Raw genomic sequence first — 12,027 nt, forward strand, 5'->3', positions numbered from 1 at the left:
GAAACCCTTTGTCTACTGTGGACGAGAAGACCGCGGGGGAGCACCTGCTGGAGGTCGAGGACCTGCACGTGGAGTTCCGCACCCGCGACGGGGTGGCCAAGGTCCTCAACGGCGTCAGCTACCACGTCGACGCCGGGGAGACCCTGGCCGTGCTGGGGGAGTCCGGTTCCGGCAAGAGCGTCACCGCCCAGACCATCATGGGCATCCTGGACATCCCGCCGGGCGCGGTCACCGGGGGCTCGATCCGCTACCGCGGTGAGGACCTCCTCGCGGCCTCCGACAACCGGCGGCGCGAGCTGCGCGGCGAGTCGATGGCGATGATCTTCCAGGACGCGCTGTCGGCGCTGAACCCGGTGTACACGGTCGGCTTCCAGATCGCCGAGCAGCTCCGGCTGCGGCGCGGCATGTCCCGCAAGGACGCCACGAAGAAGGCGGTCGAGCTGCTCGACCAGGTGAAGATCCCGAACGCCAAGCAGCGCGTGAAGGAGTTCCCGCACCAGTTCTCCGGCGGCATGCGGCAGCGCGCCATGATCGCGATGTCGCTGGCCCTGGACCCGGACCTGCTGATCGCCGACGAGCCGACCACCGCGCTGGACGTTACGGTGCAGGCGCAGATCATGGACCTGCTCGACGAGCTGCGCCGCGAGCGCGGCATGGGTTTGATCCTGATCACCCACGACCTGGGCGTGGTCGCCGAGGTCGCGGACCGGATCGTGGTGATGTACGCGGGGCGGATCGTGGAGTCCTCCGACGCGTACTCGCTGTACAAGCAGCCGGGCCACCCCTACACCGAGGGGCTGATGAGGTCGATCCCGCGGCTGGACCTCAAGGGCCAGGAGCTGGAGACCATCAAGGGCCTGCCGCCGAACCTGCTGGCGGTACCGCCGGGCTGCCCGTTCCACCCGCGCTGCCCGCGCGCCGAGGAGCGGTGCGGCACCGAGGTCCCGGAGTACCACCAGCTGGGGTTGGGGCGGATCAGCGCCTGCCACTTCGCGGAGGAGATGATGAGCCGTGGCTGAGCCGATCCTCCAGGTGAAGGACCTGGTCAAGCACTTCCCGGTGACGCGCGGCGTGCTGTTCAAGCGCACCATCGGGCACGTGCGGGCCGTCGACGGCGTGTCGTTCGACCTGAACAAGGGCGAGACCCTCGGCGTGGTCGGCGAGTCGGGTTGCGGCAAGTCGACCCTGGCGCAGGTGCTGATGCGGCTGGAGAAGCCGACCAGCGGCAGCGCGCTGTTCGAGGGCCGCGACATGTTCAAGATGCGCGGGTCGGAGCTGCGCAAGCTGCGGCGCGACCTGCAGATCGTGCTGCAGGACCCGTACACCTCGCTGAACCCGCGGCGCACCGTCGGCGACATCGTCGGCGAGCCCTTCGAGATCCACCCCGAGGTGGCGCCGAAGGGCGAGCGGCGGCGCAAGGTGCAGGAGCTGCTGGAGGTGGTGGGGCTCAACCCCGAGCACATCCAGCGCTACCCGCACCAGTTCTCCGGCGGTCAGCGGCAGCGCATCGGCATCGCGCGGGCGCTGGCGCTGCGGCCGAAGGTGATCGTCTGCGACGAGCCGGTGTCCGCGCTGGACGTCTCCATCCAGGCGCAGGTGATGAACCTGCTCGGCGACCTCCAGAAGGAGTTCGGCCTGTCGTACATCTTCATCGCCCACGACCTCGGGGTGGTGCGCCACCTGTCCGACCGGGTGGCGGTGATGTACCTGGGCAAGATGGTGGAGGTCGGCACCGACGAGCAGATCTACGAGCACCCGCAGCACCCGTACACCCAGGCGCTGCTGTCCTCGGTGCCGGTCCCGGACCCGACCCTGCGCGGCAAGCGCGAGGTCATCCGCCTGACCGGCGACGTGCCGAGCCCGGCGAACCCGCCCTCGGGCTGCCGCTTCCGCACCCGCTGCTGGAAGGCCCAGGACCGCTGCGCGGAGGAGGTCCCGCAGCTGGAGGTCCGCCTGGGCGACCACCCCTCGGCGTGCCACTTCGCCGAGGAGCGCCCCCACGTCGTGTCCTGACGGGGAGTTCTCACGGTGAAGGGCACCCCCGACCGCTGGTCGGGGGTGCCCTTCACCGTTACCGGTCGAGTACGCCGTCCTTGACGTGGCGTAGGAAAGCCTGCCACTGGCCACGCTGATTTGCGCCCTTCGCAAGGGTTTTGATCTCGTCGATGTCCTCCTGCGACGCCTCGTAGAACCGCAGCAAGGCGTCGAGCTCGGCCCGTTTGGTCGGCACGGCCCCGAGCTCGATCTTTCTGATCTTCGACTCTGCGGGGTGGAGGTGGAGGCGTGGCAGGTGCAGCGGCTTGCGCCGGAGTCGGAGTGGATCCGCGAGGACACCTGCATGGACTGCTGGCGGCGGATCAGCGCCCGGTGGTCGTGAGTGCAAAGACCGGCTGGAGCCGGTTTACGCACTCACGACACCTGACCTGCACAAACACGACCTTCAGCGAACAAGGGGTGACCAGGGATGTTCTGGCTTCAGGTGAGCACGCTGGTGCTTGTCAACGTGCTGATCGCGAGCATGCTGCTGATCCGCCCGCCGCGGGTGCAGCACGGCGGTGCTGGTGATGGGGCGCTCAACGTCTGGCAGCTGATCGAGGAGGTCGAGACCGAGCGACAACAGCAGGCCGCCTCCGGTCGGACTCCTGAAGTGGTCCGGTGCCCGATTGCCCCCGACCTCGCGGGCGCCGGACCTCCCGGTGGGCCGGGCGTCGCCCCTCCCCGCGCCCGGCCCACCGCCCCACGCTGGGTACGAATTTGCGCGATGTGGCGCTGGAGGCGCTGGGTGAGAACGGGCGGACGAACTCAGCGGCACCGTCGAAGAACGCAATTGGCCTCTCGACTTCCCCGCTGTACCTGATCTCGGCCGTTCGGGTGTGGGGCGGATCTCAGCGCGGCGTAGATCGACTTCACCGGCCGTGGCCGGGGGCCGGACGTCGGACGGGCCTTGCCAACGGGGTCCTGGTCGATAGCCTTGGCCGTGCTGGTGGTTCGTCCGCCCCCTGCGGGGGTGGGCGAGGCAAGAGGGAACCCGGTGCGAATCCGGGACTGCCCCGCAGCGGTGAGCGGGAACGACCGCCGTCATCGAGCACTGGGCCGGAGGGCCTGGGAAGCGACGGCCAGTAGGAGCCTCCGAGCAGGAGAACGCCCGCGAGTCCGAAGACCTGCCACCGGTGCGCCCGCCGACCGGTGGGCGCGGTCCGAGGTCTCGCGGGAGGACCTGGCCGACGAGCGGCTGCTGCCTGCCCGCTGGCCCGCGCCCGCACGACCTCGGCACACCTGATGTCGAGCTCGCGAGGTGAGGGACTTGACCGGCAAGATCGGATCGACCGCGCTCGGATATCCCCGGATCGGGCCGAAGCGGGAGCTGAAGCGCGCGCTGGAGAGCTACTGGGCCGACCGCTCCACCGAAGCGGAACTGCGCGAAACCGCCCGGGAGTTGCGCATCGACACCTGGCGGCAGCTGCGCGACGCCGGGCTGGACTCGGTGCCCGGCAACACGTTCTCCTACTACGACCAGGTGCTCGACACCGCGGTCACCTTCGGCGCGGTGCCGCCGCGCTACGCCGAACTGGGGCTCGGGCCGCTGGACACCTACTTCGCGATGGCGCGCGGCGCTTCCGCGGTGCCGCCGCTGGAGATGACGAAGTGGTTCGACACCAACTACCACTACCTGGTGCCGGAGATCGGCCCGGACACGCGGTTCTCGCTGGCCGACCGCACGCCCGTCGAGCAGTACCGCGAGGCGCTGGAGGCCGGGGTGACCACGCGCCCGGTGCTGGTCGGTCCGCTGACCTTCCTGCTGCTGGCCAAACCGGCGCCGGGCGCGCCGGAACCCTTTCGCCCGCTGGACAAGCTGCCCGAACTGCTCGACGCCTACGCCGAGCTGCTGCGCGAGCTGCACCGCGCCGGGGCCGAGTGGGTGCAGCTCGACGAGCCCGCCTTCGCCGCGGACCGCACGCCTGAGCAGCTGCAGGCGCTCGGCGACGCCTACCGGCAGCTGGGCGGGTTGTCCGCGCGGCCGGAACTGCTGGTGGCGGGGTACTTCGGGGACTTCGGCGAGGCGCTGCGGGTGCTGGCGGCCACCCCGGTGGAGGCGATCGGCGCGGACCTGGTGACCGAGCCGTCCGCTGTGGATTCGCTGTCCGGGGTGCCGGGGCTGCGGGACAAGACGCTGGTGGCCGGGCTCGTGGACGGGCGCAACGTCTGGCGCACCGACCTGGACCGCGCGCTCACCACAGCGGCCACGCTGCTGGGGCTGGCCGGAGAGGTCGCCGTGAGCACCTCGTGCTCGCTGCTGCACGTGCCCTACGACGTCGAGACCGAGGACATCGACCCGCAGATCAAGTCCTGGCTGGCCTTCGCCGCGCAGAAGGTCCGCGAGGTCGTAGTGCTCGGGCGCGCGCTGAAGGAAGGCCGGGACTCGGTGGCCGACGAGCTCGACGCCGCCCGCGCCGCCATCGCCGACCGGGCCGGGGCGGCGCGCGTGCGCAACAACCGCGTCCGCGCCCGGCTCGATTCGCTGCGACCCGAGCACTCGCAGCGCGGCGACTACCGGAAGCGGCGGGAGGCGCAGCAGAAGTCCCTGAAGCTGCCGCCGCTGCCCACCACGACGATCGGTTCGTTCCCGCAGACCAGCGACGTCCGCAAGGCGCGCGCGGCGTTCCGGGCCGGGCGCATCGACCGGGCCAGCTACCACCAGCGGATGCGCGACGAGATCCGGCGCGTGGTCGAGCTGCAGGAAGCGATCGGGCTCGACGTGCTGGTGCACGGCGAACCGGAGCGCAACGACATGGTGCAGTACTTCGCCGAGCACCTGGACGGGTTCATCAGCACCGCGAACGGCTGGGTGCAGTCCTACGGGTCCCGGTGCGTGCGGCCGCCGATCCTCTACGGCGACGTGTTCCGGCCCGCACCGATGACGGTGGAGTGGGCGACCTGCGCGCAGAAGCTCACCGCGAAGCCGGTCAAGGGCATGCTCACCGGGCCGGTCACCATCCTGGCCTGGTCGTTCGTCCGCGACGACCAGCCGCTGGCGGACACCGCCGCGCAGGTCGCGATGGCCATCCGCGACGAGGTGCAGGACCTCGAAGCGGCCGGTATCCGGGTGATCCAGGTCGACGAGCCCGCGCTGCGCGAACTCCTGCCGCTGCGCGCGGCCCAGCACGGGCCGTACCTGCGGTGGGCGGTGTCGGCGTTCCGCCTGGCCACCTCCGGGGTCGCCGACTCCACCCAGATCCACACCCACCTGTGCTACTCGGAGTTCGGCGACGTGATCGACGCGATCGTCGCGCTGGACGCCGACGTCACCAGCATCGAAGCCGCCCGCTCCCGGATGGAGGTGCTCGACGACCTCAACGCGGTCGGCTTCGCCCGGGGCGTGGGGCCGGGGGTGTACGACATCCACTCGCCGCGCGTGCCGGACGCGGCGGAGATGACCGACCTGCTCCGCGCGGCCCTGCGCTCGGTGCCCGCGGACCGCCTGTGGGTCAACCCGGACTGCGGTCTGAAGACCCGGGGCTACGCGGAGGTCGAACCGGCCCTGGAGAACCTGGTCAGCGCAGCGCGAGCGGCCCGCCGCGACCTGCCCTGACCACGAGCGTTGCGGGCGGTGCGCACTCCCCACCACTCACCGCACCGCCCGCAACACCCTCCCGTGATCCAGTTCACCTGCGAAGGGTGACACGGGGGTGTCGCGCGCGAGTGCGACCGTCGGCGCATGACGATCACTGATGCGGACTGCCTCGCCGAGACCTCGGCGTTCAACGACCGGTTCGAGGCGTCTCGCGGCGAGGTGCCGAAGTCGCTGGAACTCCTGCGGCGCAACCGGGTCGGCGGTGACGCGCCGCCGGTGCGCCTGCCGCAGGGGCAGGACCGCGTCGTCGCGGGTGTGCCGGTCCGGGCGTTCGTGCCGGACCGCGTCGACGGCGTGTACCTGCACATCCACGGCGGTGGCTGGGCGTTCGGCACGGCGGACGGGCAGGACGAGAAGTTGTGGCAGCTGGCCGTCGAGGCGCGGTTGGCCGTGGTGAGCGTGGAATACCGCTTGGCGCCGGAGAACCCGTTCCCGGCCGGGCCCGACGACTGCGAAGCCGTCGCCCGGTGGCTGGTGGACCACGCCGCCACCGAGTTCGGCACCCGAAGACTGCTGATCGGCGGTGAATCGGCCGGGGCCCACCTGAGCGTCCTGACGCTGCTGCGCCTCCGCGACCGGCACGGCATCACCGGCGCGTACCAGGCGGCCCAGCTGACCTTCGGCCCGTACGACCTGTCGATGACACCGAGCCAGCGCTCGTTCGGTTCCCGGCCGCTGCTGAGCAACACCGACTCGCTGCGGCGCAGCTACGAGCTCTTCACACCGGGGATGGGGCCGGAAGCCCGCCGCGACCCGGAGATCTCGCCGCTGTTCGCCGACCTGACCGGGCTGCCGCCCGCCCGGATCGTGGTCGGCACCGAAGACCCGCTGCTGGACGACTCGCTCTTCCTCGCGGCGCGGTGGCAGGCGCCCGTGCAGCTCGGCGTCGTCGCAGGCGCGATGCACGGTTTCACCCTGTTCCCGCTGACCATCACCGAGCGGGAGAAGCAGCGCGAGCGGGACTTCCTGGCGGGCGCGTAGCGTCGAGCCCGTGAACCGGACTGATCGGCTCTACGCGCTGGTGGAGGAGTTGCGCGCAGCGGCCCCGCGACCGCTGACCGTGGCTTCCCTCGCGGCGCGGTTCGAGGTCAGCACCCGCACTGTGCAGCGCGATCTCCAGGCGTTGCTGGAGACGGGCGTCCCGGTGCGCACCACGTCCGGGCGTGGTGGGGGCTGGTCGATCGATCCGGCGATGACGCTTCCGCCGATCCGCTTCACCGCCGACGAGGCCTCGGCGCTGGTCGCGGCGCTCGCGGTGGCCGACGCTCCCTACGCCGACGCGGCTCGCACAGCAGCTCAGAAGATCGCAGCCTCGATGACCGGCCCCGCGGCCGATGCGGCGCAGGGGCTCGCCGCGCGGATCGTCGCGCTGCCGGACCGGACCGCCGGATCGGTCCGGTCCGCAGTGGAACACGCCCTCACCACCGGCACGGTGCTGCTGCTGTCCTACGTAGACGAATCGGGGCGGAGGAGCGATCGCGCGGTGGAACCCGCCGGGCTGCTCACCGCTGGCGGCAGCTGGTACCTCATCGCCTGGTGCCGCGAGCGGCGAGCTGGCCGGGGCTTCCGGCTGGACCGGATCGCGACGGCGACGCCGACCGACGAGAAGTCGCCGCCCCACGACCTGGCCGACCTGCTGCTCGGCTCGGCCGCCGCAGGCGCGGTGCGCCCCACCGCGCTGGCCCCGCTGACGCCGCCGCGGTGAGCAGCGGGCGATTGCTCCGGCAAGGACCTGGTGGCTCGTCCGGCGAGGTTGAGCTGGGGAGACGTGCTTGCAGTTGACTTCCCGCCGCAGCGGGCAAGACTGAGGGGCGTGGTCAAGACGCTGCACCCGCAGAACTACGCCGACGTCTACCACGTCGGCGACTACTTCCGGCAGGGCAACTCCGTGCTGATGGACCTGTCGGCCCTGTCCAACGCCGAGGCCAGACAGCTGGTCGACTTCGCGGCGGGGATGGTCGTGGCGCGGGACGGCAGCATGGAGCGCGTCGCGCCGAAGGTCTTCCTGCTGACGCACCCGGAGGGGTCGTGAGAGCCGGTCACGGCTCCGGTGGGATCACCCGGTGGCGGAAAACCGGTTGCTCTCATCGGAGTGTGGAGTAGAGTTGCCCGCTGCGCATTCAGACGAGGGGGATTCCGTGGCCGCACCAGTCGATCCGTCCAATGTGGAGCAGCTGCGCGCGTGGGACGGGAACCAGGGGGACCTCTGGACCGCCCGAGCTGAGCGGTTCGACGAGGGAGTCGCCGGTTACCAGCGCAAGCTCCTCGACGCCGCGGAGATCGACCGCGCGTCGAAGGTGCTCGACATCGGCTGCGGCAGCGGGCAGACGGCGCGGGACGCGGCCCGGCGGGCGGCGGACGGTTCGGTGCTGGGCGTGGACCTGTCCTCCCGCATGATCGAGCTGGCCCGCGAGCTGGCCGCGCGGGAGGAGCTGTCCAACGTCGCGTTCGAGCAGGTCGACGCGCAGGTGCACGACTTCCCGGAGGCGCACTTCGACGTCGCGGTCAGCCGCCACGGGGTGATGTTCTTCGGGGACCCGCTCGCGGCGTTCCGCAACATCGCGCGGGCGGTGCGCCCCGGCGGACGCCTGGCCCTGCTGACCTGGCAGCCGGTGGAGCGCATCGAGTGGATCGTCGCGTTCCGCACCCTGCTGACCGGTGAAGTGCCGAAACCGCCGTCGAGCGGCCCGAACCCCTGGTCGCTGAGCGACCCCGACGTGGTCCGCGAACTGCTGACCGCCGCCGGGTTCGCCGACGTCCAGCTGGCGGGCCTCGCCGAGCCGATGTACTTCGGCCGAGACGTCGACGACGCCTGCGACTTCGTCACCGACCAGCACGCCTCGCTGCTCGACGACCTCACCGCGGACGAGAAGGCTCGCGCGATCGCCGACCTCCGCGCGAACCTGGCCGAGCACCAGACCGAGCGCGGCGTGTACTACGACTCGGCGGCCTGGCTGGTCGAAGCCCGCCGCAGCTGACCCCCAGCACGAGCTGCTCCGGTTGCGGAGGACCAAAGCCCCCGGTTGAAGCCCGCCGCCGAGGGCATCCTGAAACCGGCCGACCGCGACCTCAGAGCTCCGAGAACGAGGGGGGGCGACCACATGAAGATCGCTGTCATCGGTGGGACCGGGCGCATCGGATCGCAGGTGGTCGAGATCCTGAACGCGAGCGGGCACGAGGCGGTGCCGCACTCGCCGTCCACCGGACTGGACCTGCTCAGCGGGCAGGGCTTGCGCGAAGCGCTGGACGGGGCCGACGTCGTCGTCAACCTGACGAACTCGCCGACCTTCGACGAGTCCTCGCTCGAGTTCTTCCGGAAGACCACGGACAACCTGGTGGCGGCCGCCGGGGCGGCCGGTACCGGTCACGCGGTCGTCCTGTCGATCGTGGGCGCCGACCGGGTGCCGGACCTGGCCTACTACCGCGCCAAGGTGCTGCAGGAGGACGTCCTCAAGGCCGGTCCGGTGCCCTGCTCGATCGTGCGGGCCACCCAGTTCTTCGAGTTCGTGGACGCGGTGCTGTCCTGGACCGCCGACGAGAACGAAGTCCGCTTGCCCGCCACGCGCGTCCAGCCGATGGCCGCGGCCGACGTCGCCCGAGCAGTGGCCGATGTCGCCGCGGGTGAGCCGCTGCAGGGCACGCGCAACGTGGCCGGGCCCGAGGTCTTCGCGCTCGACGAGCTGGGCCGGATCACCCTCGCGGCCCGGGGCGACCACCGCGCCGTCGTCACGGACAACAGCGCTGGCATGTTCGCCGCCGTTTCCGGCGACGCCCTGATCGCCGAGGACGACGCCGTCATCGCCGGGACGACCTACCGGGAGTGGCTCGCGCGCTGACCGGCCCTTCCGCGCGGCGGAGCGACGACCGAGGCCCCGCGCCCGGTCGGGAGCGGGGCCTCGGCAAAGTCCACTAAGGACGGACGCGGACGAACTCCGCGAGGTGCGCGGACTGCTCCAACCGCGAGGGCTCGTGCACGTACATCATGTGGCCCGCCGGGTAGTAGCGGACGTCGATGTTCTCCCGCAGCTCCGCCGGGATCGGCAGCCGCGCCAGGACGTGCTCGGCCGCGAAGTACGGCGTCGCGCCGTCGGTGTAGCCGCAGCCGACGTGCACCCGCAGGTGCGGGTTGGCCTGGATGGCCGCGCCGAGCTTGTCCACGACGGACACGCTCGCACCCTCGAACTCCTTGTACGACCAGGGCTGCACGCGGCTGGAGAGCATCTCGTACGGCAGGTCGTTGGTGTAGTCGAGCTCTTCGCGCAGGTAGTGGTTGATCGCCGCCGCGTAGGCCCCGAGGATGCCGGAGATGCTCGGGTCGTCGGTGAAGCGCTCGCCCGCCGCGTCCGGCTCCCAGCCGGTGAACCGGCCGTCCATCCGGCCCACGGTCTGCCGCCGGTCGCGCAGCAGCTCGGTGAAGAACCGGATGTGCTCGATGCGCATGTTCGCGCGGTCCACGTAGTCCTCGGACAGCCCGGACAGCTCCGCGACCCGGCGCACCACGTCCGCCCGCTCCTCGGCGGTCAGCCGCGCACCGCGCGCCAGCGCCCACGGGTAGTCCTCGGCGGCGAACTTCTCCGCCTCGTCGAGCACCTCGCGCAGCGGCCGGTCGCCGTGCTTGCCGTGGTGGTGCGCGATCGCCGCGTAGGTCGGCAGGTAGAGCGCGTACGGCAGGTCGTTGCCGTCGGTGAACCGGATCGTGCCCATGTCCAGCACCGAGGAGATCAGCAGCAGGCCGTTCGGGTAGAGCCCGTACCGGGACTGCAGGTGCTCGGCCAGCGCCGCCGCGCGCAGCGTGCCGTAGGACTCGCCGGCCAGGTACTTCGGCGACATCCACCGCCCGTTGCGGGTGGTCCACAGCCGGATCACCTCGGCGATGGACTCGATGTCGCGCTGGTAGCCGTGGAAGTCGCCCGGGGTGCCGCCCTCGACGGCCCGCGAGTACCCGGTGGACACCGGGTCGATGAACACCAGGTCGCTGTGCGCCAGCAGGGTCTCCGGGTTGTCGGCCAGCCCGTAGGGCGGCGGGGCGAGGTCACCGGCGTCGCCGGAGAGGACCCGCCGCGGGCCGAGCAGGCCGAGGTGCAGCCACACGCTCGAGGACCCAGGGCCGCCGTTGAACGCGAAGGTCACCGGACGGGTGGTCCCGGGCTCGGCGTCGACCACGTAGGAGGTCAGGAAGACCTCGGCCTTGGCCTTGAACCCCTCGAACTTGCCGTCGGTGTGCACCTCTTCGCGCAGCACGACCCGCCCGGTGGTGGCGGTGTAGGACAGCTCCCCGCCGTCCACCTCGATCGTGTGGTGCGTGCTGACCAGATCGTCGGCCGGCTCCGCCGGGGTGGTCGTTTCCTTGCTCTCGTCGGTCTTGTCCGCGCTGGCTGCCATGCCGACCACATTACGTGCCGCCGCAGCGCTTTTCTGCAATTTTTGGGAGGTGCCCACCACGCCCTCCAAGCTGGTCGCCGACCCGGTCGGCGACCCGGCCTCCGCCGCCCCGACCGCCGCTCGGCTGGCCGAGCTGGACCGGCTGATCACCCGCTGCACGGCCTGCCCGCGCCTGGTGTCCTGGCGCGAGGAGGTGGCCGAGGTCAAGCGCGCGGCGTTCCGCGACGAGGAGTACTGGGGACGCCCGGTGCCGGGCTTCGGCCCGCCGGACGCCGCGATCGGCATCGTCGGCCTGGCTCCGGCGGCGCACGGCGGCAACCGCACCGGCCGGATCTTCACCGGCGACCGCAGCGGCGACGTCCTGTTCCAGGCGCTCTACGACGTCGGCCTCGCCTCCCAGCCCGAAGCCCACCACCTCGACGACGGCCTGGAGCTGTTCCGCACCAGGATCACGGCGCCGGTGCACTGCGCCCCACCGGCCAACAAGCCGACCCCGGAGGAGCGCGACACCTGCCGCCCGTGGCTGGTCCGCGAGCTGGACCTGCTCCGCCCCACCCTGCGCGCGGTGGTGGTCCTCGGCGCCTTCGGCTGGCAGGCCCTGCTGCCGGTGCTGGCGGACGCGGTGTGGGAGGTCCCGCGCCCCCGCCCGAAGTTCGGCCACGAAGCCCACGCGCAACTCCGGGCCACCGACGGAGGAGCCCCCCTCCACCTCCTCGGCTGCTACCACGTCAGCCAGCAGAACACCTTCACCGGCAAGCTGACCCCGGCGATGCTGCGCGGGGTCTTGGAACGTGCGAAGGAGCTGGCCGGGGTGCGATGAGGTCCGATCGGTCGGAGGAAAGAGCGGGCCGGTCGGTGCAGCGTCCGGCAACGGCGCATCTGCTTCGAGTGGGGCGCGTCCGCTCCGCCGTCGTGGCGGGCAGGCTGCTGGCCCCTCGGGGACGGCTGGGGGCGGAACGCGGAATCACGTGGTCCCAGGGGGATTGTCGCGAAATTCGGGTGTGATCCCGCGG

At 71.5% G+C, this 12,027-nt stretch carries 11 protein-coding genes and 1 riboswitch; of the genes, 9 read left to right on the forward strand and 2 right to left on the reverse strand.

The genetic code is table 11. The annotated features are described in order from the left end of the window. Positions 1 to 8: 8 nt before the first annotated feature. On the forward strand, positions 9 to 1,019 hold the full coding sequence (locus F1721_RS03990; protein WP_150065162.1) for an ABC transporter ATP-binding protein: 1,011 nt from the start codon (positions 9 to 11) through the stop codon (positions 1,017 to 1,019). Further along, a complete protein-coding gene (locus F1721_RS03995) occupies positions 1,012 to 2,013 on the forward strand; it encodes an ABC transporter ATP-binding protein (protein WP_150065163.1) in 1,002 nt (333 codons plus the stop codon). The genes F1721_RS03990 and F1721_RS03995 overlap by 8 nt, the downstream gene beginning before the upstream one ends. Before the next feature lie 58 nt (positions 2,014 to 2,071). On the opposite strand, the gene F1721_RS34295 is transcribed toward F1721_RS03995, so the two are convergent. After that, entirely contained in the window at positions 2,072 to 2,230 is a 159-nt protein-coding gene (locus tag F1721_RS34295; protein WP_170301344.1) for a hypothetical protein, read from the reverse strand. A 737-nt stretch (positions 2,231 to 2,967) separates the two neighbouring features. Further along, positions 2,968 to 3,183, forward strand: a riboswitch (cobalamin riboswitch). A 121-nt stretch (positions 3,184 to 3,304) separates the two neighbouring features. Between F1721_RS34295 and metE the strand changes: the two genes are divergently transcribed. The 6 genes from metE (at position 3,305) to F1721_RS04030 (ending at position 9,468) form a co-directional block, all read left to right on the forward strand. Continuing rightward, positions 3,305 to 5,590 carry a 5-methyltetrahydropteroyltriglutamate--homocysteine S-methyltransferase gene (metE, locus tag F1721_RS04005; RefSeq protein WP_150065165.1) on the forward strand — a complete coding sequence of 762 codons (2,286 nt, stop codon included), beginning with the start codon at positions 3,305 to 3,307 and terminating at the stop codon, positions 5,588 to 5,590. Positions 5,591 to 5,716: 126 nt separating this feature from the next. After that, the gene (locus tag F1721_RS04010; protein ID WP_150065166.1) at positions 5,717 to 6,613 is read left to right on the forward strand and encodes an alpha/beta hydrolase; all 897 of its coding nucleotides are present in this window, start codon (positions 5,717 to 5,719) and stop codon (positions 6,611 to 6,613) included. Between the two features lie 10 nt (positions 6,614 to 6,623). Further along, positions 6,624 to 7,337 carry a helix-turn-helix transcriptional regulator gene (locus F1721_RS04015; protein ID WP_150065167.1) on the forward strand — a complete coding sequence of 238 codons (714 nt, stop codon included), beginning with the start codon at positions 6,624 to 6,626 and terminating at the stop codon, positions 7,335 to 7,337. Between the two features lie 108 nt (positions 7,338 to 7,445). Beyond that, on the forward strand, positions 7,446 to 7,664 hold the full coding sequence (locus F1721_RS04020; RefSeq protein ID WP_170301345.1) for a cell division protein SepF: 219 nt from the start codon (positions 7,446 to 7,448) through the stop codon (positions 7,662 to 7,664). A 106-nt stretch (positions 7,665 to 7,770) separates the two neighbouring features. Next, positions 7,771 to 8,610, forward strand: a complete 840-nt coding sequence (locus tag F1721_RS04025) for a class I SAM-dependent methyltransferase (protein ID WP_150065169.1) — start codon at positions 7,771 to 7,773, stop codon at positions 8,608 to 8,610. Positions 8,611 to 8,733: 123 nt separating this feature from the next. Beyond that, complete coding sequence (locus F1721_RS04030; protein ID WP_150065170.1) at positions 8,734 to 9,468, forward strand: SDR family oxidoreductase; 735 nt, start codon at positions 8,734 to 8,736, stop codon at positions 9,466 to 9,468. 73 nt (positions 9,469 to 9,541) lie between these two features. On the opposite strand, the gene F1721_RS04035 is transcribed toward F1721_RS04030, so the two are convergent. Further along, a complete protein-coding gene (locus F1721_RS04035) occupies positions 9,542 to 11,014 on the reverse strand; it encodes a S10 family peptidase (protein WP_150065171.1) in 1,473 nt (490 codons plus the stop codon). 124 nt (positions 11,015 to 11,138) lie between these two features. Here F1721_RS04035 and F1721_RS04040 point away from each other — a divergent pair, with 124 nt between their 5' ends. Then, the gene (locus F1721_RS04040) at positions 11,139 to 11,834 is read left to right on the forward strand and encodes a uracil-DNA glycosylase (RefSeq protein ID WP_246154306.1); all 696 of its coding nucleotides are present in this window, start codon (positions 11,139 to 11,141) and stop codon (positions 11,832 to 11,834) included. The last annotated feature ends 193 nt before the right edge of the window (positions 11,835 to 12,027 follow it).

The organism is Saccharopolyspora hirsuta, assembly GCF_008630535.1.
Lineage (GTDB): Bacteria > Actinomycetota > Actinomycetes > Mycobacteriales > Pseudonocardiaceae > Saccharopolyspora > Saccharopolyspora hirsuta.

Excerpts from the sequence above, each read along its gene's own strand:
- F1721_RS04010 (WP_150065166.1), top strand. The coding sequence starts at position 5,717 with ATGACGATCACTGATGCGGACTGCCTCGCCGAGACCTCGGCGTTCAAC.
- F1721_RS04035 (WP_150065171.1), bottom strand. The coding sequence starts at position 11,014 with ATGGCAGCCAGCGCGGACAAGACCGACGAGAGCAAGGAAACGACCACC.
- F1721_RS04030 (WP_150065170.1), top strand. The coding sequence starts at position 8,734 with ATGAAGATCGCTGTCATCGGTGGGACCGGGCGCATCGGATCGCAGGTG.